Source organism: Streptomyces sp. NBRC 110028 (genome assembly GCF_001417735.1).
GTDB lineage: Bacteria > Actinomycetota > Actinomycetes > Streptomycetales > Streptomycetaceae > Streptomyces.
This window is the reverse complement of sequence record NZ_BBUZ01000036.1, coordinates 177,604-202,658: the sequence shown is the minus strand read 5'-3', so window position 1 is coordinate 202,658 and position 25,055 is coordinate 177,604. Positions and strand designations below refer to the sequence as shown.

The window sequence follows — 25,055 nt, the reverse complement described above, 5'->3', positions numbered from 1 at the left end:
GTTGAAGCACGGGCTGCACCGGAGCTGGCACTTCCGGGTCAGGTCCAGCCGCAGGAACCCGATGACCTTGGCGGGAGTGGTAGCAATGATGGTCGTCATAGTCGTGTCCCTTCTGTTGGTTCATTTCGGGAGGTCGATGACCGTCACGTTGCGCAGTTCGCGGATCATCCGGGAGGCGAGGACGGCGTTGAGGCCGACGTGGCCGTACGGGACCATGACGTTCGATTCCCGCGCACGCCATCCGCTCGTCGTGAGCTGGTAGTTGGTCCCGGAGATGCCCCACAGCCGTGGGGTCCGGACCCTCAGGACCGCGTAATCCCCTCTGCCCAGGTGGGGGCACTGCTCGACGGCCATACGGGCGTGTGGCTCGCACAAGGGCGGCTGCTCCGTCAGCGAACCTTCCGGCCATGTCGGCGGGTCCCACGGTCTGCGCCAGTTGATGAACAGCCAGCCGTCCTCGTCACGGCTCGCGGGGTTCCCGCAGATCTGGCATTTCATGGCGTACATGCAGATCCGCTGCCGAGCGACGTGCATGCTGTCGTAGATCGGCCTGCCCGTACCGGGAGAGTGGGTCATCCGCGCCCACAGGGCTCCTGCGGTATCGCGATCCGTCTCGCGGGGCACCTTGTAGCCGAGCCGCGGCCCGGACGTCAGCAGGACAGTCAGGTCGGATTCCGGGTCCGAGGTGTTCACCGCTCCACGCGGTGACGAACGGAACGACGGTCGGGCGGGCGACGATCGGGGCCATCAGGAGCCCCCCTTGGCGCGCAGCTCGGCCCAGACGATCTTTCCCCAGGTGCGGTACTCGGTGCCCCAGCGGTCCGCCATCGCTTCGACCAGCATCAGCCCGCGACCGGACTCGTCGTCACAGCACGGCTGCCGGGCGGTGGGCGGCTTCGGGCACTGGTCCGTGACGGCGAGACATACGCGCCCCCGATCGGGCAGCCGGACGCTGACGCGTACGAGGCGGCACCCGCTGTGACGGGCGGCGTTGCCGACCAGTTCGGAGACGATCAGCGTGCCGTCCTCGACAAGGGGGCTGAGGTCCCAGGTGTTCAGCGCTGCTCGGACGAGTCGGCGGGCACGGCTTGCGGACTCCGGCTCGCACGGCATCGTTTCGCTGTAACCGGGGGCACCGACGGCGTGGGGCCTGGTTGCGGTCATGGTCACGAGGTCTTTCCTCCGAGGGCCTGCCTGGCGTTCGGCGACCAGTCAACGAGCCCAAGCGCGGTGGAAACAGGCAAAGATGCCGCATTTCCGCATACCGCCTACCGGAAGACTTTGCGTCGCCATTACCTGACCTCTGGTGCGGGCAGTGCTGGAGTGACTACGTTCAGCTCATGGGAGTAAATGTCATCCTCAAGCGGCGGATGGCCGAACTGGGTCTCACGCAGGATGATTTCGCAGGTCAGATGAACGATGCCATCGAAGAGATCACAGGGAAGCCGGGGGATGTCACGGCCCGTACCGTCCGCAATCTGGTGAACGGGAGCACCAAGCGTCCCATCGGACGGACGTGTGCGGCGCTGGAGAAGATCTTCGGGTGTTCCGTCGAAGACCTGGGGTTCGCCTCACCACGGACCGCACCACCACAGGAGGACCCTGTGCGGCGACGTACCTTCATGACCTCGGCCGCCGGCACCGCAACCGCGGCCGTCGTTCCCGGGCTCGCCGCTCCCCGGCGAGTAGGACACGGTGACGTGAAACGGCTGGAGACCAAGTTCGCCGCGATCATTGCCCAAGATCACCGGTACGGTGGACGCGTCGGGATCGAGACGCAGGCTTCCGCCCTGGCCGACGAGGCGTTGTCCCTGCTTCAGTGCGGCAGGACCAGCCAGCGAGTCCGCAACGACATCTACGCCTGCGCGGCCTCGTTCACGTCCAGTGCCCTGTGGGCCGCGATCGACGGCCGTCGCTTCGATGAGGCCCAGCGGTACTTGGGCCGGGCGTCCAGCCTCGCCGCCATGTCCGGCGATCCGACCATCCAGTTCCGCATCTGGTCTCACGCCGGCAGCCTCTACCGGCACCTCGGACGACCCATCGATGCCCTGGCCGCGAACGATGTGGCGCGGGGTCTGCCCATCACCCGCCGCGACCCTCTCTTCGCCTCGCTGGGCCATGCGCGGCATGCCGCCATCTTCGGCCTCACTCGCGATGCCGTGGCAGTGGAGCGAGCCATCGGCCAAGCTCAAGCCGCCTTCGGCCGTGCCGATCCAGGTGCCGATCGTCCGACATGGATGACGGCCTTCTTCGGCCAGGCGGAAATCGAGAGCCTCGCCCTTACGGCACACCTCGGGTTGGGAAACTTTGCCCAGGCCGAGGCTCATGCCCACCGCGGCATCGCCCTCCTCCGCCCTCACTTGCGTCGGAGCCGGGCCATCGCCACTGCCCGGCTCGCTCAGGCACAGCTGGGGCAGGGCGATCTCGAACCTGCCGTTTCCACGGCCATGAGCGTCTCCACCGGCTCCCACCCTCGGGTGACCCGGATGTTGGAAGGGTTCGGGGACCGGCTCCGTTCCACGGCGCCCCGTAGCGAGGCTGCCAAGACCTGGGACACATACATCGACTCCCGAAGGAACGCCCCGTGACCTCCGCGGCCATCGAACTCCGGCACTTCCACGACGTGGAACCCGTCGGGGACACGCTGATCTCGGTCTACGCCGAGGTGCGGGCCGATCGGCTGCACGACCCGCACTACTCGGTCGAGCGGTACGGCGAACGCCTGGCCCGGCATGCCTCCGAGCCCGGCTGGGAGGCGGTGGTCGGTTACGACGGGGACGAGGCCGCCGGGTACGCGTACGGCAACACTATCGAGCACGGTGACCGCTATTGGAAGCGGGTCACGCCACCGCCGGCGTCGGCACTTACGCGGTTCCCGACGCTGGCGCTGAAGGAAATGATGGTCCGCGTCCCCTGGCGGAAGACCGGAACCTCCCGGGGCATTCATGACGAGCTGCTCTCCAAGCGGTCCGAAGAGCAGGTGACGCTCATGGTCAACCCGCTGGCGGGTGAGGGAAAGGTGCATCGGCTGTACGAGTCATGGGGCTACGAGGACATCGGGGAGAGCCGGCCGTCGCCGGATTCGCCGGTCCTGATGGCCATGGTGCGGGTGGCGCGAGGGTGGAGTCCGGCACGGTGACGAAAGGGATAGGCATGTCGCAAACCGAGGGTGCCCGGTTGTTCCGGGAGGCGTGGATCGCGGGGGTGCGGCGGCACTTTCCCGGGGAGCCCAAGCCGGGCTACGTGACGTCGTGGGAGGACACCCCGGAGTGGGAGCGGGCGGCCGCCGGGGCGGTGTACGCGCAGGTGCGGCAGTTCCTGGAGGTGAGCGAGGGGCACGCGGGGCGGCTCACGCGGGACCAGAAGGGCCGCTTCGTCGCGACGTGCTGGACCGCGCAGATGTACCGGCACTTCAGCGACCCGAAGCCCGGGTACGTCGCCGACTGGCCGGACCTTCCCGGCTGGCAGCGGGAGACGGACGCGGACATCTTCGAGACGATCGAGAAGGACGCCGGCTGAGGGGCCGTGGACGGACGCGTCCGATCGGGGGTCACCGGCGAGTGGCCGCCGACGAGACGGGAGGGGGCGGGGTCGCAGGGGTGGGGTCCTGGACGCTGACGTGTATGTGTGGCGCCGATCGGACGGCGTTCACCCCACGTCTCCGAGCGGCGGCGCCGTAAATATACGGTCCAGGGCCGTGCCCCGGAGGCGCCGCACCCGGCACCCAGGACCAGCCCCGGGCGCACCACCACGCACCCGCACCCGGCACTCGCGGCAACCCCCCACCCTCACCCCTCCGCGATCACCACCGCCGACGCGACCCCCGCGTCGTGGCTCAGCGAGACGTGCCAGGCCCGTACGCCCAGCTCGTCGGCGCGCGCCGCGACCGTGCCGCGCACGGACAGGCGCGGACGGCCGCCCGGCTCGGTCCAGACCTCGGCGTCGGTCCAGCGCAGGCCGCCCGGGGCGCCCAGGGCCTTGGCCAGGGCCTCCTTGGCGGCGAAGCGGGCGGCCAGCGAGGCGGGGCCGCGGCGCTCACCGCCGGGCAGGCACAGCTCGGCCTCGACGAACAGGCGCGCCGCCAGCCCCGGCGTACGGTCCAGCGACGCCGCGAAGCGGTCGATCTCCGCGACGTCGATGCCCACCCCGACGATCACGCGGTCACTCGACGGTCACCGACTTGGCCAGGTTGCGCGGCTGGTCGACCTCGTTGCCGCGGGCCGTGGCCAGCTCGCAGGCGAAGACCTGCAGCGGCACGGTGGCCACCAGCGGCTGGAGCAGCGTGGGGGTGACGGGGATCTCGATGAGGTGGTCGGCGTACGGGGCGACCGTCTCATCCCCCCGCTCGGCGATCACGATGGTGCGGGCGCCGCGGGCCCGGATCTCCTGGATGTTGGAGACGATCTTGTCGTGGAGGACGGACCGCCCGCGCGGCGACGGGACGACCACGACGACCGGCACGTCCTGCTCGATCAGCGCGATCGGCCCGTGCTTCAGCTCGCCCGCGGCGAAGCCCTCGGCGTGCATGTACGCCAGTTCCTTGAGCTTGAGCGCGCCCTCCAGGGCGACGGGGAAGCCGACGTGGCGGCCGAGGAAGAGGACCGTGTTCTTGGAGGCCAGGGTGCGGGCCAGCTCCCGTACGGGCTCCATGGTCTCCAGGACCTCGTCCACCTGGGTGGCGATCTCGGACAGCTCGCGGATCACGGAGAGGATCTCGTCGCCCCACTTGGTGCCGCGCACCTGCCCCAGGTACAGCGCCACCAGGTAGCAGGCGACCAGCTGGGTGAGGAACGCCTTGGTGGAGGCGACCGCGACCTCGGGCCCGGCGTGGGTGTACAGGACGGCGTCGGACTCGCGCGGGATCGTGGAGCCGTTGGTGTTGCAGATGGCGAGCACCTTGGCGCCCTGCTCGCGGGCGTGCCGCAGCGCCATCAGGGTGTCCATGGTCTCGCCGGACTGCGAGATGGCGATGACGAGGGTGCGCTGGTCGAGGATGGGATCCCGATAGCGGAACTCGCTGGCCAGCTCCGTTTCGCAGGGGATACGGGTCCAGTGCTCGATGGCGTACTTGGCGATCATGCCGGCGTGGTACGCCGTACCGCACGCCACGATGACGACCTTGCTGACCTCGCGCAGCACGGAGGCGGGGATGCGGACCTCGTCCAGGCAGAGGTTCCCGGCCAGGTCGATGCGGCCGAGGAGGGTGTCGGCGACCGCCTTCGGCTGCTCGGCGATCTCCTTGAGCATGAAGTAGTCGTAGCCGCCCTTCTCGGCGGCGGAGGCGTCCCAGTCCACGTGGTACGGGCGGACCTCGGCGGGTGCCCCGTCGAAGTCGGTGACGACGACGCCGTCACGGCGGGCCTCGACGACCTGGTCCTGGCCCAGCTCGATGGCCTCGCGGGTGTGGGCGATGAACGCGGCCACGTCGGAGGCGAGGAACGCCTCGTCCTCGCCGACGCCGACGACCAGCGGCGAGTTGCGGCGGGCGCCGACCACCACGTCGGGCGCGTCGGCGTGCACGGCGACGAGGGTGAAGGCGCCCTCCAGGCGGCGGCACACCTGGCGCATGGCCTCGGCGAGGTCGCCGCAGGAGGAGAAGGACTCGGCGAGCAGATGGGCGACGACCTCGGTGTCCGTCTCGGAGGCCAGCTCGTGGCCGCGGTCGGCCAGCTCGGCGCGCAGGGCGGCGAAGTTCTCGATGATGCCGTTGTGGACGACGGACACCCGGCCCGCGTTGTCCAGGTGCGGATGGGCGTTGGCGTCGGTCGGCCCGCCGTGGGTGGCCCACCGGGTGTGGCCGATGCCGGTGGCGCCGCTGGGCAGCGGCCGGTCGGACAGCTCCTTCTCCAGGTTGGCGAGCTTGCCCGCCTTCTTGGCGGCGGCGAGCCCGCCGTCGGCCAGGACGGCCACCCCGGCCGAGTCATAGCCGCGGTACTCCAGCCGCTTGAGCCCGGCGAGGACGACATCGAGGGCGGACTGCCCTCCCACGTAACCAACGATTCCGCACATGCAGTGCAGCGTACGACCCACCGGTCCGGGGGCCGACCACCGCCCGCGCGTCGACCCTCGCATGTGGCCGCATAACGGACGCTTGTCGCGGGGCCGTGCCTGGCACGGGGTGACAGACTCCACGCCCACCGGCCCACGCCTCCGGCGGGCCCAGCCATGACAATAAAGGGATGATCACGTCTACCGCGCGCGAGGCGCGCTCCGGCCCCGTGCGCGCCGCGCAGCGGCGGGGCGGCGAGGCGACCCCGTATGTGGACCTCTCCCGCGAGGAGTGGAGCGCGCTGCGGGAGAAGACTCCGCTGCCGCTGACCGCCGAGGAGGTCGAGCGGCTGCGCGGTCTCGGCGACGTCATCGACCTGGACGAGGTACGGGACGTCTACCTGCCGCTGTCCCGGCTGCTCAACCTGTACGTGGCCGCCACCGGCAGCCTGCGCGGCGCGCTGAACACCTTCCTCGGCGACGCCAAGAACGGCCACGGTCCCCAGACCGGCACCCCGTTCGTCATCGGCGTGGCGGGCAGCGTCGCGGTCGGCAAGTCGACCACGGCCCGGCTGCTGCAGGCGCTGCTGGCCCGCTGGCCGGAGCATCCGCGAGTGGAGCTGATCACCACCGACGGCTTCCTCCACCCCAACGCCGAGCTGCACCGGCGCGGGCTGATGTCCCGCAAGGGGTTCCCCGAGTCGTACGACCGGCGCGCCCTGACCCGGTTCGTCGCCGATGTGAAGGCGGGCCGGGCGGAGGTCTCGGCCCCGGTCTACTCGCACCTGATCTACGACATCGTGCCGGGCGAGCGGCAGGCCGTGCACCGGCCCGACATCCTCATCGTCGAGGGGCTGAACGTGCTCCAGCCCGCCCTGCCCGGCAAGGACGGGCTGACCCGGGTCGGGCTCGCGGACTTCTTCGACTTCAGCGTCTACGTGGACGCCCGTACCGCCGACATCGAGCGCTGGTACCTCGACCGCTTCCGGAAGCTGCGCCAGACCGCCTTCCAGGACCCCTCCTCGTACTTCCGCAAGTACACCCAGGTCTCCGAGGAGGAGGCCCTGGACTACGGCCGCATGATCTGGCGCACCATCAACCGGCCGAACCTCCAGCAGAATGTGCAGCCCACGCGGGGTCGCGCGACACTCGTCCTCCGCAAGGGCCCGGACCACAAGGTGCAGCGGCTCTCCCTGCGCAAACTGTGAGGAGTTCCTGTCGTGCTGCATCTGCGGCTGATCGTCCCGGCCGACCGTACGGACGCGGTGGTCCGTCTCCTGGAGAGCACCGTGGGCACCGCCCACCTGATCGTCCTGCCCGGCGCCGCCCGCGATCCCGCCGGGGACGTGGTGCTGTGCGACGTGGCGCGCGAGGCCGGTGACGGGCTGCTGGGCGAGCTGCGGGCCCTCGGGCTCGACGAGCACGGTTCGATCGCCGTCGACGACATCGGCCTGTCGCTGTCGAAGCGGGCCGACCGGGCGGAGACGGACGCTCCGGGGGAGGGCGCGGACGCGGTGCTGTGGGAGCACCTGGCGGACGCCACCCACGAGGAGTCCACCCTGTCGGTGACCTTCCTCGCCTTCCTCGCCATCGCGACGATGATCGCGGCGTGCGGTGTGGTGCTGGACAACGCGGTCCTGATCGTCGGCGCGATGGCCGTCGGTCCGGAGTTCGGCCCGCTGGCCGGGCTGTGCACCGCCCTGGTCCGGCGCGCCCCACGGCTGGCCGCCCGCTCGGCCCTCGCGCTGGTCGTGGGGTTCGCGGTGGCGATGGTGCTGACGACGGGCTTCAGCGTGCTGATGGACGCCTTCGGGCTGTTCAGCAAGGGCCGACTGGACGCGGCCCGCCCGAACACGGACTTCATCTGGAAGCCGGACATGTTCTCGTTCGTGGTCGCCGTGCTGGCGGGCATCGCGGGAACGCTGTCGCTGACCTCGGCGAAGTCGGGCGCCCTGGTGGGCGTGGCGATCTCGGTGACGACGGTCCCGGCGGCGGCCAACGCGGCGGTGGCGCTCGGATACGGCGACGTCGACCAGATGGTGGGGTCGAGCGAGCAGCTGCTGCTGAACCTGGCGGGGATCGTGGTGGCGGGGACGCTGACGCTGCTGGCGCAGCGGTGGCTGTGGGCGCGCCGGTCGTAGCCCCCGCCGTACCGGCGGCGGGGGCGGGATCCTCGCGGGCGCGGCCGCGCGGTGGGGGTGTCTAACCCAGGGCCGACTTCACGGCGTCGGCCAGGCGGCCGGCCACGGAGCGGGCCTGGTCGATGTCGGCGGCCTCCACCATGACGCGGACCAAGGGCTCGGTGCCCGACGAGCGCAGCAGGACGCGGCCGGTCTCGCCCAGCTCGCGTTCGGCCTCGGCCACGGCGGCGGCCAGGTCGGCGCTGCTGGAGACGCGGGACTTGTCGACGTCGGGGACGTTGATCAGTACCTGCGGCAGGCGCTCCATGACCCCGGCGAGGTCGGCCAGGCTGCGGCCGGTCGCGGCGACGCGGGCGGCCAGCAGGAGGCCGGTGAGGGTGCCGTCACCGGTGGTGGCGTGGTCGAGGACGATGACGTGGCCGGACTGCTCGCCGCCGAGGGCGTAGCCGCGGCTCTTCATCTCCTCCAGCACATAGCGGTCGCCGACCGCCGTCTGGACCAGCTCGACGCCCTCCCGCTGCATGGCGAGCTTGAAGCCGAGGTTCGACATCACGGTGCCGACCACGGTGTTTCCGCGCAGCGTGCCCGCCTCGCGCATGGCGAGGGCGAGGACGGCGAGGATCTGGTCGCCGTCGACCTCGCGGCCCACGGCGTCCACGGCCAGGCAGCGGTCGGCGTCGCCGTCGTGGGCGACGCCGAGGTCGGCGCCGTGCTCGACGACGGCGGCCTGGAGCCGGGCCAGGTGGGTGGAGCCGCATCCGGCGTTGATGTTGAGGCCGTCCGGCTCGGCGCCGATCGTCACGACCTCCGCCCCGGCGCGGGCGAACGCCTCCGGGGAGACCCGGGAGGCGGCGCCGTGCGCGCCGTCGATGACGACCTTGAGGCCGTCGAGGCGGCTCGGGAGGGCGCCGATGAGGTGGGCGACGTAGGCGTCGAAGCCCTCCGCGTAGTCGCGGACCCGCCCCACCCCGGCGCCGGTGGGCCGGTCCCACGGCTCGCCGGAGGCGTGCGCGCGGCAGGTGGTCTCGATGCGGTCCTCCAGCTCGTCGGCGAGCTTGTGGCCGCCGCGGGCGAAGAACTTGATGCCGTTGTCGGGCATCGGGTTGTGGCTGGCGGAGAGCATCACGCCGAGGTCGGCGTCGAGCGCCCCGGTCAGATGGGCGACCGCCGGCGTCGGCAGGACGCCCACCCGCAGCACGTCCACGCCCGCGCTGGCCAGCCCCGCCACCACGGCGGCCTCCAGGAACTCTCCGGACGCGCGTGGGTCCCGCCCGACCACCGCCACCGGCCGGTGGCCCTCGAAGGTTCCCACCTCGGCGAGCACGTGTGCCGCCGCGACCGACAGGCCGAGCGCCATCTCAGCCGTCAGATCGGCGTTCGCGACGCCGCGCACACCATCCGTACCGAAGAGTCGTCCCACTGGTGTCCTCCGAGATTACGAGCTGAGGGGGCTTAAAGCTTGCGTGGAGATTGATAGACGCTTGCCTGTAGGTATACGCCCCCTGGTGGCGATAGCCGAACGCCCCGGAGGCACGGGTGGTGCCGCCGGGGCGTGTCGACAGGCGGCGGAAACCGCCGAACCGCGTGGTGAAGCGGATTAACGCTTGCTGTACTGCGGCGCCTTACGGGCCTTCTTCAGACCGGCCTTCTTACGCTCGGTGGCGCGGTCGTCACGGGTCAGGAAGCCGGCCTTCTTGAGCGGGCCGCGGTTGTTGTCCACGTCCGCCTCGTTCAGCGCGCGGGCGATGCCCAGGCGCAGCGCACCGGCCTGGCCGGAGACGCCACCACCCGCGATGCGGGCGACGACGTCGTAGCGGTCGTCCAGTTCGAGCACCTTGAAGGGCTCGTTGACTTCCTGCTGGTGCACCTTGTTGGGGAAGTACTCCTCAAGGGTGCGACCGTTGATCTTCCACTGGCCGCTGCCCGGGATGATGCGGACACGGGCCACGGCGTTCTTGCGGCGCCCGGTGCCGGCGGCCGGCTGCGGGTCGCCGAAGCGGGAGGCCATCGACTCGGAGGTGTACTCCGACTCGATCGTCTCCACGCTCTCGGTGGTGTACTCCTCGACATCGAGGGGGGTCTCGGCGGTGGTCTCGGCCACGATGCTCCTCAGCTTCTCTTCGTCTTAGGGGGTGGCCGGACTTACTGCGCGACCTGGGTGATCTCGAACGGGACCGGCTGCTGAGCGGCGTGCGGGTGCTGGTCACCCGAGTACACCTTCAGCTTCGAGAGCATCTGACGGCCCAGGGTGTTCTTCGGGAGCATGCCCTTGATGGCCTTCTCGACGGCCTTTTCCGGGTTCTTCGCCAGCAGCTCGTCGTAACGGACGGAGCGCAGACCACCGGGGTAGCCCGAGTGGCGGTAGGCCATCTTCTGGGTCCGCTTGTTGCCGGAGAGGTGCACCTTGTCGGCGTTGATGATGACAACGAAGTCACCCGCGTCGACATGCGGCGCGTACACCGGCTTGTGCTTCCCCCGCAGGAGGGTGGCGGCCTGGCTGGCCAGACGGCCGAGAACAACGTCGGTGGCGTCGATGACGTGCCACTGACGCTGCACGTCGCCGGGCTTGGGGCTGTACGTACGCACGGTCGTAGCCTTCGCTTCTTCAGTGAGTGTGGTCCTGACAAGGCCACCCGGACGATCACGACAGCCCTGGCCGCACCTCGGTGACGCATTCCGAGTGCCTGCCGCTGGTCATCGGCCCGGTGAACCGGCGTAACGGCCACTCACGTGAGAACGAGCAAGCCAATACGCATAACGAACTGGCAGAGTACCGGCCCGCCCCCACGGGGGTCAAAACGCCTCCCCGGCGGTCGACGGGTCCCCGGCGTCACCCGCCCCCACTAGGATGCGCGCCATGAGCTTTGGGCAAGGGGGGCCGTACGGGCCCGGGGGGTCTCAGCCGTCTCCGTCGTCTCGGCCGTCCCCGTCGTCGACGCCGGACTGGGCCGCGATGGCGGATCACACCGCCGCGCGCGGCCGGCGCCGCCGGTGGCTCTTCATCGGGGGCGCCGCGCTGGCGACGGCGGCCGTAGGGGCCATGGTCGCCACGGCCGTGGTCAGCAGCGACGACAAGGGCGGCCCCCCGGACGACTCGGCGAACCATCCGCCCTCCCAGCCGGCGCTGCCGCGCGAGTCGCAGACGCCCGAGCCGTCGTTCTCCAATGTCGCGCCACCGGCGCCGCCCAAGCCGCTGGACATCCTCTCCGACGCGAAGCGGGACAAGGCGCCGCTGAGCGCCACGACGCTCTTCCCCGACGAGGAAGCCGCGAAGGAGGGCCGCTCGTACACGAAGGGGGCGACCGCCGCCACCTCCAGCTGCGCGACGGGCACCCAGGGCGCCCTGGGGTCGGTGCTCAGCGACAACGGGTGCCGCAAGCTGCTGCGCGCCACCTTCGTCCGGGACGGCGTGGCGGTCACCGTCGGCGTCGCCGTCTTCGACGGGCGGGCGGGCGCGGAGAAGGCGAAGAACGGGTACAAGCCGAACGTGGCGTCCCTGTCCGGCGGCGGGGTTCCGTCGTTCTGCCGCCAGACCGCGTGCCGCACCTCGGCCAACGCGATCGGGCGGTACGCGTACTTCACGATCTCCGGCTACACCTCGGGGAAGAAGGTCACCACGGCGGACACCAAGGCGCTGCAGGCCGGGCGCGATCTGGCCGACTACACCTTCCTGCGCATCCTGGCCCGCGGCAACGCGCAGGCGTCGGCCGCCGCCGGCACCACCGGCTGACACCACCGCCCGGCGCCGCGCCCGGGCCGCCCTCGCCGCCGCCGACCCCACCCTCCGTCATCCCGCCCGCCCGCACCCCTCCGGGCCGGGCGTGGACTCACCATGCGGCAAAAGGTTGTACAGCTCACACTGAATGTGGTGCATCCCATATCACCACATGCATAAGCAACTTTTCCGCCTCCACGCTGTCTTACCGACCGATCGTTCCTCAGTTCACTCCATATCGCCATCACACCGGCGGCACATCCGGAGGGGAGGGCGCGTCGGGGCGGATCGACGGCGCCGCGCGTACATCACCATGAAGATCGCTTTTCTGCTGCACAACGCCTATGGGATCGGCGGCACCATCCGGTCGACCTTCAATCTGGCCGGGGCGCTGGCCGCCCGCCACCGGGTGGAGATCGTCTCCCTGATCCGCACCATCGACACCCCGGGCCTGCCCCTCCCCGCGACCGTGCGGCTCACCCCCCTGATCGACCAACGCCCGGGCGCCCCAAGCGAGTCGAGCGACCTGGGCAACCCGCTGCTGAAGCAGCCCAGCGCCCACGTACCGGACGCCGAGTCCAGAGGCACCGTCAACTTCAACGCCCTCACCGACCAGCGCCTCGCCGCCTATCTGGCCGTCACCGACGCCGATGTCGTCATCGCCACCCGCCCCGGCCTGGTGATCTGCCTCGCAGCCCTCGGCCAGGAGGGCCGCTATCTGCGGATCGGCCAGGAACACCGGCTGTACGAGACCCACCGCGCCGAGATCCGCACCGCCTGCGACGCCGCCCTCGCCCGGCTCGACGCCAACACCTCCGTCTCCGAGGCCGACGCGCGGACCCACCGCGACCGGCTGCCCGGCATCCCCACCCTCCTGACCGGACTGCCCAACTGCGTGCCCGCCACCGGCGTCGAGCCCTCCGACGGCAACGCCAAACTGGTCGTGGCCGCCGGCCGGCTCATCCCGGTCAAGCGCTACGACCTGCTGGTCGCCGCCTGGGCCACGGTCGCCGCCAAACACCCCGACTGGCACCTGCGGATCTACGGCCGCGGCCCCCAGGCGCCCGCGCTGCGCCGCCAGATCGACGAACTCGGACTCGCCGGGCACATCACCATGATGGGCGCCCACTCCCCCATCGAGACCGAGTGGGCCAAGGGCTCGATCGCCGCCGTCACCTCCCGCGAGGAGTCGTTCGGCATGACGATCGTCGAGGCGATGCACTGCGGCGTGCCTGTCGTCGCCACCGACTGCCCGCACGGGCCCGGCGAGATCATCACCCCCGGCCGGGACGGACTGCTGGTCCCCGTCGGCGACACCGACGCCGTCGCCAAGGGGCTGCTCACCCTGATCGAGGACGAGCCGCTGCGCCGCTCCATGGGCGCCGCGGCGCGGGTCGCGGCGCAGCGGTACGCACCGCCGCGGATGGCCGCCGCGTACGAGAAGCTGTTCGACACGCTGTTCACGGCCCGGGTCGCCGCCGGGGCGCCGCGGCCCGTGCCGGGGCCCGACCGTCCCCGGTCCTTCGTCCCCCGCCCCCTGCGCGCGCTGTCCCTTTCGGTACCGGCGCGCCCCTTCGGCCCACCTGCCGACCGAGCGCCCCGAAAGGCCTTCAAGAGCACGGTCAAGCAGCTGATCCGCAAGCCGCTGCGCCCGGTCGCCTCCTGCCGGGTCGACGCCGACGGCATCATGACGGTGCTGGTCGAGCCCGCGGGCGTCCACGGCACCGGCCTCTGGCTGACCCTCAGCCACCGCCGCGACGGGGGCGCCCCGGTGCGGGTGCCGCTGCGGCCGCCGGTCGCCCCGGGCGCGCCGTGGACCGCGACGCTGGACCGCGGCGCGATCGACCTGGCCGAGGGGCGCTGGGACGCGCATGTGGTGCGCTCCTCGGACGAGGTGCGCCGCCGGGTGATGTGCCGGTTCGCCGAGGGGCGCGGGCTGGTGGGCCTCGAACCGCTGCCCGGCTCCCCGTTCTCCTGGTGGATCCCGTACTCCACCGTCGACGGCTATCTCGCGCTGCGCGCCTGGCGCCGTCCGGCGCACGCCGAGGCCCGGGTGATCCGCGCCGAGGCGGACGGGCTCACCGTCGAGGGCACCCTGCACGGCGCCCGCTTCGGCCCCGACGCCACCCCGAGCGCGGTCGCCACCCCGCGCGGCGCGGCCCTGCCGTTCACCACGGGCGTCACCGCGCTGGACGCGACCCGGTTCCGCTTCACCCTCCCGTACGAGCGGATCCACGCGGCGCGCGGCGACGGGACGGGCACCACCCACTGGGACCTGACCCTGCGCAAGACCTCCGACGCCACCACCGCGATCCGCATAGGCCGGGTCGTCGGGGACATCCTCGACCGGCACACGACGGACCTCTACCCGGTCACCCACGGTGTACGCCCCTACCTGGGCAAGGCCGAGGACCTCGCCATCAGCTGCGCACCGCACATGACTTGAGAGCGTGAGCCGACGAGTCCACCGCGTTTGGCCCCGGCCACGGCGGTAACACTCGGTGATGTCAAGCCTCGAGCGAGGAATTCTCTGCGGAAGGCAATCCGATGTCAGTCACGCTCATCATTCTGGTAGCGGCACTGGTGGCCATGGTGGCGCTGGTGTTCGCGCGGCCGGTGCGGCAGAGCAGCCGCGACGGCCTCATCAGCCGGTTCGGCCCCGAATACGACCGGGCCGTCGCGCGGCACGACGGCGACGCGAAGGCGGCGCAGTGGGAGCTGAGCGAGCGGCTGCGACGCTACGGCGAACTGTCGATCCGGGCGCTGACGCCGGAGTCCCGGGAGCAGTACGCGGCCCGCTGGTCCGGCCTGCAGGAGCGGTTCGTCGAGTCGCCCGCGCTCGCCGTGCGGGAGGCCGACCGGCTGCTCGGCGCGCTGGCGGCCGAGCGCGGGTATCCGGCCGAGTCCCCGGAGCAGCTACAGGAGGCGCTGTCCGTCCGGCACGCCCAGGCGGTCGAGGGCTACCGGCGGCTGCACACCGAGGCGGAGCGGGCCCGCGCGGGCCATGTCCCTACCGACCGGCTCCGGGAGGCGCTGCTCGGCGCCTACCCGCTGTTCGAGGAGCTGGTCCGGGCGCAGCCGCACGACCGGGCGCTGCGGCGACGGCGGCAGCGGCACCACCGGCCCGCGATCCTGCGCTCCTCCTAGGAATCGTCAGGACCGGACCCGGACGGCCAGCGCGAGCGTGTCGTCCGGGTGAAGGATCACGGTGTGCATCTCGTCCGCGATGGCGCCGGGGATCTCCTCGATCGGGGCGTGCAGATGTTCGTACGCGGCCTCGATCAACCGCTTCTCGCCCTCCACGGGGTCCCGTCGGCTCTCGGTGAGCCCGTCGGTGTAGAGCAGCAGGAGATCCCCCGGCGCCATCTTCTCGGTCAGCAGCCGGTCGCTTCCGGGCATCGGGAAGCCGATCCCGCGCCCCCGCGCCTCCAGATAGCGCGCCGTTCCGTCGGCGCGGGTCAGCAGCGCGGGCGGATGGCTGCCGTTGGCCACCCACAGCTCACCGGTGGCCGGGTTGATCCGGGCCAGCAGGACGGTGGCCATCACGTTGCGGTCGAACGGCAGCAGGATCTCGTCGGTGCGGGCGACGATCGACTGGAGGTGGTGGCCCTCCAGGGCGAGGGTGCGCACCGCGTGGGTGACGTTGAGGGCGCTGCGGGTACTGGTCACCCCGTGCCCGAGCGCGTCCACGATCGTGATGTGCACGGTGCCGTCGGGCAGCACGAACCAGTCGTACAGGTCACCGCCGGTGGGCGCGTCGGTGCCCGCGGGCGCGTAGTGGACGGCGAGTTCGAGGCCGTCGACCTCCAGGAGCGCCGGGCGCAGCGCGTCCTCCAGCTCGCGCAGGGTCTGGCCGTGGGCCTTACGGAGCCGCTCGTCGCGCTCGTCGAGCTGGACGTAGAGGGCGAGCACACCGCTGTTGGTCTCGGCGAGTTCGTCCTTGAGTCGGCGGTGTTCGGCGGTGAGCGCGTCGGTGTGGGCCACCACGGCGCGCAGCTCCTCCTCCACCAGCGCCGCGTCGTCGGCCGGGGCGTCCGGTGCCGTCCCGTCGGCCGGGGCGTCCGCCGCCGGGGCGGCCTGCAGCCGCCACACCACCTCCCGGTCCGTCACCGCGTCGGCGGGCAGCGGGAGCGCGGCGGCGGTCTCGGCGGACGGCAGGGCCGCGGGGCCGTCTAAACCGAGCGCCAGGGTGAGCAGCCCGTACCGGTCGTCGTCCTCGCACTGGAACGTCCAGCTCAGCGAGGCGTGTCCGGCCGCGCGCAGGGCCGGTTCCGCGACGGCCGCGACGGACAGGACGAGCCGTCCGCGCAGGCCCGGATCCAGGGCGTGGTCGCGGGCCACGCGGCGCACCGCCCGGCTGAGTCCGTCCGCCGTGTCGCAGCCGATGGTCCGGGTGGTCATGGGTGCCTCTGTGGGGGCCTGGCCGTGAGAACCGAGGCATCGTCGCGGTTGCGGCGATGGCCGTGGGCGAGTGCGGCGGACAGCAGGGGTGGCGGGAGCCGGAGCAGGAACGGTGACGGATCGCGCGCCCATCCGGCGTCGATGCCGTCGCTGTGGAGCACCGCGGTGGCGCCCGGCGGCAGCGGGAAGCGGTGGACGTGCGGGGCGGGCATGGACCAGCCGACGACGCCGGGCTGTCCGGTGAGCCGGGACCGCACGCCCTGGTGGGTCAGGGCGAGCACGCGGACGTTGCCGATGCCGCAGTACTCGGCGTGGTCCGCGTGGAGCCGCACCAGCCCGGCCGCGGCACCGCGGGTGTGCCGCAGCGCGCGGTGCATGCCGGTCAGCAGCTCGCCCAGCGGCCGCCCGGGGTCGGCGTGGAAGGTGCGCAGCGCGATACCGGCCGCCTCGGCGGCCTGCGTCCCGTGGCCCAGCCCGTCGAGGACGACGGCGGTGCGGGTGTCGCCGGTGGCGGCGACGGCGCAGGCGTCGCCGCAGTCCTCCTCCCCCTCGACGGCCAGGCACACCGACCCCACGCCCTGCGACGCGGCCGCCCGGTCGCCGGGTGGGGTGAGCCGGGCGCAGGCCCAGGTCCCGACCTCGGTGTCCCGCCACGTACCGGTGCGGATGAGGAAGTGGGTGGCGAGCCGACTCACCGCGCCGAGCCCCACCCCGAGGGTTCCGGTGGTGGTGTAGCCGTCCGCGAGACAGCGCTCCAGCTCGGCCATGCCCGGGCCGCGGTCGGCGGCCACGATCTCCACGCCCTCGCCGAGCGGCACCGGCTGGATGTAGAGAGTGCCGTCGCTGGCGTGCTTGTCGAGGTTGGTGGCCAGCTCCGAGGCGACCACGGCCGCCTGGTCGGGCAGCGCGCCGGGCAGCCCGCACGCCCGCGCCGCCCTCCGCGCCGTCTCCGCCGCCAGGTGGACCGCGCTGTGGTGGTCGACCCGTACCTGGGCGGTGGGGGCCACCGTCGTACGGGTCACCGGACCGTCCACCGGGTGGCGATCACGACCGTTCCCTGTCCGGCGCCGGTGTGCACCGTGAACTCGTCCATCAGCCGGCGGGCGCCGCCCAGCCCGTGGCCGAGCCCCGAGCCGGTGGTGAAGCCGTCGGTGAGCGCCGTGTCGAGGTCCGCGATGCCGGGCCCGTCGTCCTTGACCGTCAGCCGCAGCCCGCGCCCGGCGGGGCCGCGCACCTGCTGGACGGTCAGGGTGCCGCCCCCGCCGTGGACATAGGCGTTACGGGCCAGTTCGCTCGCCGCCGTGACCACCCGGGTCTGGTCGACGATCCCGAACCCGGCCTCGACGGTGGCCGCGCGCACCGCGTGCCGCACCGCCAGCAGGTCCTCCTCGGTACGGACCTGATGGGTCACGGGCGCGCCCGCCTCGCCGTCGCCCGCGCGGGGCACCGGGGCCGGCCGGGAAGCGAGGGTGGACTCACCGTGCGGCGCCACGTCGGGACCCTCCCACGGGTTCCTGGGCCTGGCGCCACCCCAGTGCGGCCAGGCCCTGTTCCGGGTTGAGCGCGGTCTCCACACCGACCAGTTCGATGCCCAGCTCGACCAGGGTGATCGCCACCGGCGGCCGCATGCCCGCCACGATCACCCGGGCGCCCAGCAGCCGGGACACCGTGGTCAGTTCCATCAGGGTGCGCGCCACGAAGGAGTCGATGATCTCCAGCCGGGAGATGTCGATGAGCACCCCCCGCGCGCCCTCGGCGGAGATACGGGTCGTCAGCTCCTCGGTGAAGGCGATGGCTGCCCGGTCGTCCAGCTCGTTGAGCAGTCCGGTGACCAGGACATCGCCCAGCCGCAGGATCGGAACGCCCGCCGGGCGGTGTTCGCTCACCGGCTCTCCCCAGCGTCGCCGCCCGGGCCGGGGCCGTCGATCAGCTTGATCGCGGCGGCCAGCGCGTCGGCCAGCGTCGCGCGCGTGAGGATGGTGGACAGGTCGATGCCGAGCTGGGCGATGGTCTGCGCGATGGACGGCCGGATGCCGCTGATCACACAGTCCGCGCCCATCAGCCGCACCGCGTTGACGGTCTGCATGAGGTGCTGGGCGACGGCGGTGTCCACCGTCGAGACGCCCGTGATGTCGATGATCGCGACCAGCGCCTCATGGTCCTGGATCGCCTGGAGCAGGTTCTCCATGACGACCTGGGTCCGCGCGGTGTCCAGCGTGCCGATCAGCGGCACCGCCAGGACCTGCTTCCACAGCCGCACCACCGGCGTGGACAGCTCCATCAGCTGCTGGCTCTGCCGCCGGATGATCTCCTCGCGGCCCTCCACGTACGTCTCGAAGGACAGCGCCCCGGCCACATCGAGCAGCCGGTTGATGAAGACCGCCGTGGCGAACAGCTCCTCGGCGTCCCGGGTCTCCCGCTGTACGGCCTTCAGCAGCGCCTCCTTGAGCGCCAGCACCGCGAGCGAGGTGGCGGTCGGGGTCGCCCCGGCCCGCGCCCGGCGCAGCGACAGCCCGATGACCGCCTCGTGCAGCCCCGGGTGGGAGGTGACGACCCGGTCCACCGGGACGTCGCTCTCCAGGCCCGGTACCAGGGCGTCGATCAACGAGTCGGCCTCCTCGCGGAGTTCGGCCTCGCTGATGTCGGTACCGAGCAGTGCCTGCTCCAGCTGCAGGGCGACCCAGCGGTCGGCGATCTCCTCGTCGCGCTCCCGCAGAGTCCTCGTCAGCTGTTCACGTACGGCGGCCTCACTGGTACTCACGCGGTTTGCATCCCTTCCCGGTCGGCCACCCGGTCTGTGCGGCACAAATATTATCGATCCCCTGTGCCCCGGCTCCAGACACAGATTGCGCGACATCGTGTACCCGCTGGTCGCGATCACACACCCGTCGCAGGTCAGCAGCACCCCGAGGTCGGCAGCGAACGCTTGTTGCGTGCCTCCTTGTTCCGGGCCGCGAGCAGCTCGTCGGCCGGGTAGCCGACCTCTTCGAGGGTCAGCCCGTGGGGGCGTACGACATGGACCGCCGAATCCCGCACCCCCGCCGTCAGCACCTTCCCCGGCCAGTCCACCGGGCGGTGGCCGTCGCCGACGAACAGCAGCGCGCCGACCAGCGAGCGGACCATGTTGTGGCAGAAGGCGTCGGCCCGCACCGTCGCCGTGATCACACCGTCCGCGCCGCGCTCCCAGCTCAGCCGCTGGAGGGTGCGGATGGTGGTGGCGCCGTCCCGCCGCTTGCAGTAGGCGGCGAAGTCGTGCTCGCCGAGCAGCGGCGCCGAGGCCGCGTTCATGGCGTCCGTGTCCAGCGGCCAGTCGTGCCACAGCACATGGCCGCGCAGCAGCGGATCGACCCCGCCCGGATGGTCCACCACCCGGTAGGCGTACCGCCGCCAGATGGCCGAGAAGCGCGCGTTGAAACCGGGCGGCGCCTCGGCGACCCGCCGGACCCGTACGTCGTGCGGCAGCCGCCCCGCCAGCCGGCGCAGCAGCTTGTCCCGGTGCTCGGCCCACACCGGCTCCGGCAGATCGACGTGCGCGACCTGCCCCCGGGCGTGCACCCCGGCGTCGGTGCGGCCCGCCACCGTCAGCTCGTAGGTGTCCGACGATCGGGTCACCGTGCGCAGGGCGCTCTCCAGCTCGCCCTGGACGGTGCGCCGCTCGCGCTGCTTGGCCCAGCCCGAGAAGTCCTTGCCGTCGTAACTCAGATCAAGCCGGATCCGTACGAAACCGGGCGCCGCCTCGTCACTCACCCAACCGTTCCTCTCCACACCTCGCAACGCGGAACGGGCCCGCACCCAGAATCTGGGAGCGGACCCGTCCGTACGACAAGCCTCGGACGTCAGGCGTCCTTCGCGGCCTCATCAGCCGCGTCCGCGGCGGGCTCCGCCGGAGCCTCGGCGGCCTCGGCCCGGGCGGCCTCGTCCTTCTTGAGGTCCGCGACGGCCTGGTCGCCGGCGGCGTCCTTCGCGGTGCGCTTGGTGGCGGCCTCGGCCTCGCCGACCGCCTCCTGCTGCACGGTCAGGGCCTCGACCAGCTCGATGACCGCCATCGGGGCGTTGTCGCCACGACGGTTGCCGATCTTGGTGATGCGGGTGTAGCCACCCGGCCGGTTCTCGTAGCGCGGCGCGATCTCGGTGAAGAGGGTGTGCACGACGCTCTTGTCACGGATGGACTGGAGCACCAGACGGCGGTTGTGAAGGTCGCCCTTCTTCGCCTTGGTGACCAGCTTCTCCGCGACCGGGCGCAGGCGGCGGGCCTTCGCCTCGGTGGTGGTGATCCGGCCGTGCTCGAACAGCGCGGTGGCGAGGTTCGCCAGCAGAAGCCGCTCGTGCGCAGCGCTGCCGCCCAGACGGGCGCCCTTGGTGGGCTTCGGCATTGTCTATCTCCTAGATGTCTGCACCGGCCGTATCAGGTACCGGTGTCAGTTACCGACGAGCGTGCGCCCGCCGGAGGTATCAGTACTGCTCGGTCTCGACGAACCCGGCGTCCGCGTCGTCGTCAGCGCCGAAGGCGTCGGCGGCGGCGGTCGGGTCGAATCCGGGCGGGCTGTCCTTGAGCGCGAGGCCCATACCGGCCAGCTTCGCCTTGACCTCGTCGATCGACTTGGCGCCGAAGTTGCGGATGTCGAGCAGGTCCGCCTCGGACCGCGCGACCAGCTCACCCACGGAGTGGATGCCCTCGCGCTTGAGGCAGTTGTACGACCGGACCGTGAGCTCCAGCTCCTCGATCGGCAGCGCCAGATCGGCGGCCAGGGCGGCGTCCGTCGGGGACGGGCCCATGTCGATGCCCTCGGCGTCCACGTTCAGCTCGCGGGCCAGGCCGAACAGCTCGACCAGGGTCTTACCGGCCGACGCCATGGCGTCGCGCGGGCGCATGGCCTGCTTGGTCTCGACGTCGACGATCAGCTTGTCGAAGTCGGTGCGCTGCTCGACACGGGTCGCCTCGACCTTGTAGGTGACCTTGAGCACCGGCGAGTAGATCGAGTCGACCGGGATCCGGCCGATCTCCTGGCCGACCTGCTTGTTCTGGACGGCGGAGACATAGCCGCGACCGCGCTCGACAGTCAGCTCCATCTCCAGCTTGCCCTTGCCGTTCAGCGTGGCCAGGACCAGGTCCGGGTTGTGCACCTCGACACCGGCCGGCGGGGCGATGTCGGCGGCGGTGACCAGACCCGGGCCCTGCTTGCGCAGGTACATCACGACCGGCTCGTCGTGCTCCGAGGAGACGACCAGCTGCTTGATGTTGAGGATCAGGTCGGTGACGTCCTCCTTGACGCCCGGCACGGTGGTGAACTCGTGCAGGACCCCGTCGATCCGGATGGACGTGACCGCCGCACCGGGGATCGAGGAGAGGAGCGTACGACGCAGGGAGTTTCCGAGGGTGTAGCCGAAGCCCGGCTCCAGCGGCTCGATCACGAACCGGGAGCGGAACTCGTCGACGACCTCTTCGGTCAACGAGGGACGCTGAGCGATCAGCATGGGGTTTCCTCCAGTCTCCGGCGCCCGCTATTTGACGCCGAACCCTTCAATGGTACGGGCGGTACGTGCCAAACGGCGCCGTACCGCCCGTATCGTCCCGCTCTACTACTTCGAGTAGAGCTCGACGATCAGCTGCTCCTGCACCTGGGTGTCGATCACCTGGCGCTCGGGCATCGAGTGCACGAGGATGCGCAGCTGCGACGGAATGGCCTCCAGCCACGCCGGCACCGTGCGCTCGCCCGCCTCGGCCACGGCCACCTGGAAGGGGGTCATGGTCCGGGACTTCGCACGCACCTCGATGATGTCGTTCACGGCGACGCGGGCCGACGGGATGTCGGTCTTGACGCCGTTCACGGTGAAGTGGCCGTGACGCACCAGCTGGCGGGCGTGGTCGCGGGACTTGGCGAAGCCCGCCCGGTAGACCACGTTGTCCAGCCGCGTCTCCAGGATGCGAAGAAGGTTCTCACCGGTCTTGCCGGACTTCTTGTTCGCCTCCGCGTAGTAGCCACGGAACTGCTTCTCAAGGACACCGTAGATGCGGGTCGCCTTCTGCTTCTCACGGAGCTGCAGCAGGTACTCGCTGTCCTTGGTGCGCCCGCGACCGTGCTCACCCGGGGGGTAAGGACGGATCTCGATCGGGCACTTCGCGCTCTCGCACTTGCTCCCCTTGAGGAAGAGCTTCTGCTTCTCCCGACGGCAACGCTTGCAGTCGGCCCCGGTGTAACGCGCCATTTTCTAGTTGTCTCCTACTTCAGCCGGTCAGACGCGCCGGCGCTTGGGCGGGCGGCATCCGTTGTGCGGAGTCGGAGTGACGTCCTGGATCGAACCCACCTCCAGGCCGGTGGCCTGGAGCGAGCGGATCGCGGTCTCACGGCCGGAGCCCGGACCCTTGACGAACACGTCGACCTTGCGCATGCCGTGCTCCTGCGCGCGGCGGGCGGCCGACTCGGCGGCCATCTGCGCGGCGAACGGAGTGGACTTGCGCGAGCCCTTGAAGCCGACGTGGCCGGCCGAGGCCCAAGAAATCACGTTCCCGGTCGGGTCCGTGATCGAGACGATGGTGTTGTTGAACGTGCTCTTGATGTGAGCGTGCCCGTGGGCGACGTTCTTCTTTTCCTTGCGGCGCACCTTCTTGGCGCCGGCCGTCCTGCTCTTCGGAGGCATTCCTGAATTCTCCCGTGGAGGTGGTCGGTCCTACAGCTCGGACCGCTTGGCAGCGTCCGGTGAGGACTACTTCTTGCCCGGCTTCTTCTTACCGGCGATCGCGCGACGCGGGCCCTTGCGGGTGCGGGCGTTGGTGCTGGTGCGCTGGCCGTGGACCGGCAGGCCGCGGCGGTGACGCAGGCCCTGGTAGCAGCCGATCTCCACCTTGCGGCGGATGTCGGCCTGAATCTCACGACGGAGGTCACCCTCGGTCTTGATGTTGTTGTCCACGTACTCGCGGATCTTGACCAGGTCCTCTTCGGCCAGGTCGCGAACGCGGGTGTCCGGGTTCACACCGGTGTTGGCGAGCGTCTGCTGGGCAAGGGTGCGACCGATGCCGAAGACGTAGGTGAGGGCGACCTCGACGCGCTTTTCGCGCGGGAGATCAACGCCTGCAAGGCGTGCCATGAATCTGGCTCCAGGTGGTTGTCGGAGGTCTTCCACAGCACCACTCCCGGCCGGTCGGGCCGGGTCCCCGGCCTCCGACCGGGGGTGTCGTCCCCGATGTCATGACAACGGTGACGGGAACGGGTGACTGCGTATATACGTATGGTTGTGCGTCGCGCGAAGATTGCCGCGAGAAGTGCAGGTCTATCGGCCGGCGTGCGTCAGCCCTGGCGCTGCTTGTGGCGCAGGTTGTCGCAGATGACCATGACCCGGCCGTGGCGGCGGATCACCTTGCACTTGTCGCAGATCTTCTTGACGCTCGGCTTGACCTTCATGGTGTGAGGTTCTCCGGGTCGTGAGATCTACTTGTAGCGGTAGACGATCCGTCCGCGCGTGAGGTCGTACGGAGACAGCTCCACGACAACCCGGTCATCCGGCAGGATGCGGATGTAGTGCATACGCATCTTGCCGCTGATGTGCGCGAGGACCTTGTGACCGTTCTGAAGCTCCACCTTGAACATCGCGTTCGGCAGAGATTCGATCACGGTGCCCTCGATTTCGATGGCGCCTTGCTTCTTGGCCATGTCCTGCTTTCGGGATCGGCTACCTTGATCGGCTCGCCACATGCGGGAGGGCATGCGTGAGCCGACGTGTCAGTCTACGTCAGGGCATCCCGAAACACGAATCGGGGGCAGCATGCCCGGATTCCACGGTGTTTATGCCAAAGAGGATCACGCAAGGCGACGGGACCGGGCCGGTCCGGGCCCGCGGGTCCGGTCCTCAGGCCAGCGGGTCCGGCGCGGTCTCCACGCCCAGCTCGGCCAGCTTCGCCTTGCCGCCGTCCACCGCGGTCAGCACCAGCGGGCCCTCCTCGGTCAGCGCGACCGAGTGCTCCCAGTGGCTGGACCAGGTGCCGTCGTCCGTCTTGACGGTCCAGTCGTCGGCCAGGACGTGCGTCTTCGCGGTGCCGAGGCTCACCATCGGCTCGATCGCGATGCAGAAGCCGGGCACCAGCTTCGGGCCCTTGCCGCGCTTGCGGGAGACGTAGTTCAGCAGGTGCGGGTCCATGTGCATCTGGCTGCCGATGCCGTGGCCGCCGTAGTCCTCGATGATCCCGTACTTGCCGGAGGCCGGACGCGGCTGGCGCCGGATGTAGCCCTCGATCGCCTTGGAGATGTCGATCAGCCGGTTGCCCTTGCGGACCGCGGCGATCCCGGCCCACATCGACTCCTCGGTGACCCGGCTCAGCTCGTGCAGCTCCGGGGCGTGGCCCTCGCCGACGAAGACGGTGAGGGCGGCGTCCCCGTGCCAGCCGTCGATGATCGCGCCCGCGTCGATGGAGATGATGTCGCCGGACCTCAGGACGGTCTCGCGGTCCGGGATGCCGTGCACGACGACGTCGTTCACGGAGGTGCAGATGGTCGCGGGGAAGCCGCCGTAGCCCAGGAAGTTCGACTTGGCGCCGTGGTCGGCGATCACCTTGCGGGCGACGTCGTCCAGGTCCTTGGTGGAGGCGCCGGGCACGGCGGCCGCACGCGTCGCCTCGTGGATGGCGGCGACGACCAGCCCCGCCTCGCGCATCTTCGCGATCTGCTCGGCCGTCTTGATCTCCACCATCGCCCTCAACCTTCCGCGGTCCATCGTTTCCGCTCAACAGTACGGCCGCGAGACCTCAGGGCTCGCGGCCGTACTGACAGTAACCATCAATTGAGCAACCCCTACGGCGAGCAACCAGGTCCGCGAGA

At 70.9% G+C, this 25,055-nt stretch carries 29 protein-coding genes; 8 read left to right on the top strand and 21 right to left on the bottom strand.

Features of this window, described 5'->3' with window-relative positions; genetic code table 11:
- Nucleotides 1–120: 120 nt before the first annotated feature.
- Nucleotides 121–693 (bottom strand): hypothetical protein, encoded by a 573-nt coding sequence (locus ASC60_RS29345; protein ID WP_055556150.1) that lies wholly within the window; start codon nucleotides 691–693, stop codon nucleotides 121–123.
- A 54-nt stretch (nucleotides 694–747) separates the two neighbouring features.
- Entirely contained in the window at nucleotides 748–1,164 is a 417-nt protein-coding gene (locus ASC60_RS29340) for an ATP-binding protein (RefSeq protein ID WP_055556189.1), read from the bottom strand.
- 176 nt (nucleotides 1,165–1,340) lie between these two features.
- Between ASC60_RS29340 and ASC60_RS29335 the strand changes: the two genes are divergently transcribed.
- From ASC60_RS29335 to ASC60_RS29325, 3 genes are read left to right on the top strand one after another with little or no spacing between them, the layout of a single operon-like run.
- Complete coding sequence (locus ASC60_RS29335; protein WP_079038701.1) at nucleotides 1,341–2,588, top strand: helix-turn-helix transcriptional regulator; 1,248 nt, start codon at nucleotides 1,341–1,343, stop codon at nucleotides 2,586–2,588.
- A complete protein-coding gene (locus ASC60_RS29330; protein ID WP_055556146.1) occupies nucleotides 2,585–3,139 on the top strand; it encodes a hypothetical protein in 555 nt (184 codons plus the stop codon). The genes ASC60_RS29335 and ASC60_RS29330 overlap by 4 nt, the downstream gene beginning before the upstream one ends.
- A 14-nt stretch (nucleotides 3,140–3,153) precedes the next feature.
- Nucleotides 3,154–3,519 (top strand): hypothetical protein, encoded by a 366-nt coding sequence (locus ASC60_RS29325; protein ID WP_055556187.1) that lies wholly within the window; start codon nucleotides 3,154–3,156, stop codon nucleotides 3,517–3,519.
- Between the two features lie 269 nt (nucleotides 3,520–3,788).
- Here ASC60_RS29325 and ASC60_RS29320 read toward each other — a convergent pair whose 3' ends face one another.
- Both ASC60_RS29320 and glmS read right to left on the bottom strand, forming a co-directional pair.
- Nucleotides 3,789–4,157: a holo-ACP synthase gene (locus ASC60_RS29320; RefSeq protein ID WP_055556144.1), complete on the bottom strand. Its 369-nt coding sequence runs from the start codon at nucleotides 4,155–4,157 to the stop codon at nucleotides 3,789–3,791.
- Nucleotides 4,158–4,161: 4 nt separating this feature from the next.
- On the bottom strand, nucleotides 4,162–6,009 hold the full coding sequence (gene glmS, locus ASC60_RS29315; protein ID WP_055556142.1) for a glutamine--fructose-6-phosphate transaminase (isomerizing): 1,848 nt from the start codon (nucleotides 6,007–6,009) through the stop codon (nucleotides 4,162–4,164).
- Between the two features lie 170 nt (nucleotides 6,010–6,179).
- On the opposite strand from glmS, the gene coaA reads away from it, so the two are divergent.
- Nucleotides 6,180–7,196 carry a type I pantothenate kinase gene (gene coaA, locus ASC60_RS29310; RefSeq protein ID WP_055556140.1) on the top strand — a complete coding sequence of 339 codons (1,017 nt, stop codon included), beginning with the start codon at nucleotides 6,180–6,182 and terminating at the stop codon, nucleotides 7,194–7,196.
- A gap of 12 nt (nucleotides 7,197–7,208) precedes the next feature.
- Entirely contained in the window at nucleotides 7,209–8,129 is a 921-nt protein-coding gene (locus ASC60_RS29305) for a DUF389 domain-containing protein (protein WP_055556139.1), read from the top strand.
- A 61-nt stretch (nucleotides 8,130–8,190) separates the two neighbouring features.
- Here the strand turns inward: ASC60_RS29305 and glmM are convergent, their stop codons facing one another.
- The 3 genes from glmM to rplM all read right to left on the bottom strand — a co-directional run bounded on the left by glmM (nucleotide 8,191) and on the right by rplM (nucleotide 10,715).
- On the bottom strand, nucleotides 8,191–9,549 hold the full coding sequence (gene glmM, locus ASC60_RS29300; RefSeq protein WP_055556137.1) for a phosphoglucosamine mutase: 1,359 nt from the start codon (nucleotides 9,547–9,549) through the stop codon (nucleotides 8,191–8,193).
- Nucleotides 9,550–9,726: 177 nt separating this feature from the next.
- A complete protein-coding gene (rpsI, locus tag ASC60_RS29295; protein WP_055556135.1) occupies nucleotides 9,727–10,230 on the bottom strand; it encodes a 30S ribosomal protein S9 in 504 nt (167 codons plus the stop codon).
- 41 nt (nucleotides 10,231–10,271) lie between these two features.
- On the bottom strand, nucleotides 10,272–10,715 hold the full coding sequence (gene rplM / locus ASC60_RS29290; protein WP_055556133.1) for a 50S ribosomal protein L13: 444 nt from the start codon (nucleotides 10,713–10,715) through the stop codon (nucleotides 10,272–10,274).
- A 271-nt stretch (nucleotides 10,716–10,986) separates the two neighbouring features.
- Here rplM and ASC60_RS29285 point away from each other — a divergent pair, with 271 nt between their 5' ends.
- From ASC60_RS29285 to ASC60_RS29275, 3 genes are all read left to right on the top strand, one after another.
- Nucleotides 10,987–11,859, top strand: coding sequence for a hypothetical protein (locus tag ASC60_RS29285; protein WP_055556131.1), 873 nt, complete (start codon nucleotides 10,987–10,989; stop codon nucleotides 11,857–11,859).
- Nucleotides 11,860–12,157: 298 nt separating this feature from the next.
- A complete protein-coding gene (locus tag ASC60_RS29280) occupies nucleotides 12,158–14,290 on the top strand; it encodes a glycosyltransferase family 4 protein (RefSeq protein ID WP_055556129.1) in 2,133 nt (710 codons plus the stop codon).
- Nucleotides 14,291–14,391: 101 nt separating this feature from the next.
- Nucleotides 14,392–14,991 carry a hypothetical protein gene (locus ASC60_RS29275; RefSeq protein WP_055556127.1) on the top strand — a complete coding sequence of 200 codons (600 nt, stop codon included), beginning with the start codon at nucleotides 14,392–14,394 and terminating at the stop codon, nucleotides 14,989–14,991.
- Nucleotides 14,992–14,997: 6 nt separating this feature from the next.
- Here ASC60_RS29275 and ASC60_RS29270 read toward each other — a convergent pair whose 3' ends face one another.
- The 14 genes from ASC60_RS29270 to map all read right to left on the bottom strand — a co-directional run bounded on the left by ASC60_RS29270 (nucleotide 14,998) and on the right by map (nucleotide 24,927).
- Nucleotides 14,998–16,245 (bottom strand): PP2C family protein-serine/threonine phosphatase, encoded by a 1,248-nt coding sequence (locus tag ASC60_RS29270; protein ID WP_055556125.1) that lies wholly within the window; start codon nucleotides 16,243–16,245, stop codon nucleotides 14,998–15,000.
- Nucleotides 16,242–17,267 carry a SpoIIE family protein phosphatase gene (locus ASC60_RS29265; RefSeq protein ID WP_063787230.1) on the bottom strand — a complete coding sequence of 342 codons (1,026 nt, stop codon included), beginning with the start codon at nucleotides 17,265–17,267 and terminating at the stop codon, nucleotides 16,242–16,244. The genes ASC60_RS29270 and ASC60_RS29265 overlap by 4 nt, the downstream gene beginning before the upstream one ends.
- Nucleotides 17,264–17,737: an ATP-binding protein gene (locus tag ASC60_RS29260; protein ID WP_370592976.1), complete on the bottom strand. Its 474-nt coding sequence runs from the start codon at nucleotides 17,735–17,737 to the stop codon at nucleotides 17,264–17,266. Before ASC60_RS29260 ends, ASC60_RS29265 begins: the two co-directional genes overlap by 4 nt.
- Entirely contained in the window at nucleotides 17,721–18,131 is a 411-nt protein-coding gene (locus ASC60_RS29255) for an STAS domain-containing protein (RefSeq protein ID WP_055556121.1), read from the bottom strand. The genes ASC60_RS29260 and ASC60_RS29255 overlap by 17 nt, the downstream gene beginning before the upstream one ends.
- The gene (locus tag ASC60_RS29250; RefSeq protein WP_055556119.1) at nucleotides 18,128–19,006 is read right to left on the bottom strand and encodes an STAS domain-containing protein; all 879 of its coding nucleotides are present in this window, start codon (nucleotides 19,004–19,006) and stop codon (nucleotides 18,128–18,130) included. The genes ASC60_RS29255 and ASC60_RS29250 overlap by 4 nt, the downstream gene beginning before the upstream one ends.
- 134 nt (nucleotides 19,007–19,140) lie before the next feature.
- Complete coding sequence (truA, locus tag ASC60_RS29245) at nucleotides 19,141–19,992, bottom strand: tRNA pseudouridine(38-40) synthase TruA (RefSeq protein ID WP_055556116.1); 852 nt, start codon at nucleotides 19,990–19,992, stop codon at nucleotides 19,141–19,143.
- Between the two features lie 89 nt (nucleotides 19,993–20,081).
- Nucleotides 20,082–20,618 carry a 50S ribosomal protein L17 gene (gene rplQ / locus ASC60_RS29240; RefSeq protein ID WP_055556114.1) on the bottom strand — a complete coding sequence of 179 codons (537 nt, stop codon included), beginning with the start codon at nucleotides 20,616–20,618 and terminating at the stop codon, nucleotides 20,082–20,084.
- Between the two features lie 79 nt (nucleotides 20,619–20,697).
- On the bottom strand, nucleotides 20,698–21,720 hold the full coding sequence (locus ASC60_RS29235) for a DNA-directed RNA polymerase subunit alpha (RefSeq protein WP_009715858.1): 1,023 nt from the start codon (nucleotides 21,718–21,720) through the stop codon (nucleotides 20,698–20,700).
- Between the two features lie 105 nt (nucleotides 21,721–21,825).
- Nucleotides 21,826–22,452, bottom strand: a complete 627-nt coding sequence (gene rpsD / locus ASC60_RS29230; RefSeq protein WP_055556112.1) for a 30S ribosomal protein S4 — start codon at nucleotides 22,450–22,452, stop codon at nucleotides 21,826–21,828.
- A gap of 27 nt (nucleotides 22,453–22,479) precedes the next feature.
- Complete coding sequence (gene rpsK, locus ASC60_RS29225) at nucleotides 22,480–22,884, bottom strand: 30S ribosomal protein S11 (RefSeq protein WP_009715860.1); 405 nt, start codon at nucleotides 22,882–22,884, stop codon at nucleotides 22,480–22,482.
- 66 nt (nucleotides 22,885–22,950) lie between these two features.
- Entirely contained in the window at nucleotides 22,951–23,331 is a 381-nt protein-coding gene (rpsM, locus tag ASC60_RS29220) for a 30S ribosomal protein S13 (protein ID WP_009715861.1), read from the bottom strand.
- A 200-nt stretch (nucleotides 23,332–23,531) separates the two neighbouring features.
- Nucleotides 23,532–23,645 (bottom strand): 50S ribosomal protein L36, encoded by a 114-nt coding sequence (gene rpmJ / locus ASC60_RS29215; RefSeq protein ID WP_003956441.1) that lies wholly within the window; start codon nucleotides 23,643–23,645, stop codon nucleotides 23,532–23,534.
- A 27-nt stretch (nucleotides 23,646–23,672) separates the two neighbouring features.
- Nucleotides 23,673–23,894: a translation initiation factor IF-1 gene (infA, locus tag ASC60_RS29210; protein ID WP_003956442.1), complete on the bottom strand. Its 222-nt coding sequence runs from the start codon at nucleotides 23,892–23,894 to the stop codon at nucleotides 23,673–23,675.
- Nucleotides 23,895–24,090: 196 nt separating this feature from the next.
- Entirely contained in the window at nucleotides 24,091–24,927 is an 837-nt protein-coding gene (gene map, locus ASC60_RS29205) for a type I methionyl aminopeptidase (RefSeq protein ID WP_055556110.1), read from the bottom strand.
- Nucleotides 24,928–25,055: the final 128 nt, after the last annotated feature.

Coding starts and splice junctions, on each gene's coding strand:
- ASC60_RS29340 (WP_055556189.1), bottom strand. CDS start 1,164: ATGACCGCAACCAGGCCCCACGCCGTCGGTGCCCCCGGTTACAGCGAA.
- ASC60_RS29335 (WP_079038701.1), top strand. CDS start 1,341: ATGGGAGTAAATGTCATCCTCAAGCGGCGGATGGCCGAACTGGGTCTC.
- ASC60_RS29325 (WP_055556187.1), top strand. CDS start 3,154: ATGTCGCAAACCGAGGGTGCCCGGTTGTTCCGGGAGGCGTGGATCGCG.
- glmS (WP_055556142.1), bottom strand. CDS start 6,009: ATGTGCGGAATCGTTGGTTACGTGGGAGGGCAGTCCGCCCTCGATGTC.
- coaA (WP_055556140.1), top strand. CDS start 6,180: ATGATCACGTCTACCGCGCGCGAGGCGCGCTCCGGCCCCGTGCGCGCC.
- ASC60_RS29285 (WP_055556131.1), top strand. CDS start 10,987: ATGAGCTTTGGGCAAGGGGGGCCGTACGGGCCCGGGGGGTCTCAGCCG.
- ASC60_RS29280 (WP_055556129.1), top strand. CDS start 12,158: ATGAAGATCGCTTTTCTGCTGCACAACGCCTATGGGATCGGCGGCACC.
- ASC60_RS29275 (WP_055556127.1), top strand. CDS start 14,392: ATGTCAGTCACGCTCATCATTCTGGTAGCGGCACTGGTGGCCATGGTG.
- ASC60_RS29270 (WP_055556125.1), bottom strand. CDS start 16,245: ATGACCACCCGGACCATCGGCTGCGACACGGCGGACGGACTCAGCCGG.
- rplQ (WP_055556114.1), bottom strand. CDS start 20,618: ATGCCGAAGCCCACCAAGGGCGCCCGTCTGGGCGGCAGCGCTGCGCAC.
- ASC60_RS29235 (WP_009715858.1), bottom strand. CDS start 21,720: ATGCTGATCGCTCAGCGTCCCTCGTTGACCGAAGAGGTCGTCGACGAG.
- rpsD (WP_055556112.1), bottom strand. CDS start 22,452: ATGGCGCGTTACACCGGGGCCGACTGCAAGCGTTGCCGTCGGGAGAAG.
- rpsK (WP_009715860.1), bottom strand. CDS start 22,884: ATGCCTCCGAAGAGCAGGACGGCCGGCGCCAAGAAGGTGCGCCGCAAG.
- rpsM (WP_009715861.1), bottom strand. CDS start 23,331: ATGGCACGCCTTGCAGGCGTTGATCTCCCGCGCGAAAAGCGCGTCGAG.
- rpmJ (WP_003956441.1), bottom strand. CDS start 23,645: ATGAAGGTCAAGCCGAGCGTCAAGAAGATCTGCGACAAGTGCAAGGTG.
- infA (WP_003956442.1), bottom strand. CDS start 23,894: ATGGCCAAGAAGCAAGGCGCCATCGAAATCGAGGGCACCGTGATCGAA.
- map (WP_055556110.1), bottom strand. CDS start 24,927: ATGGTGGAGATCAAGACGGCCGAGCAGATCGCGAAGATGCGCGAGGCG.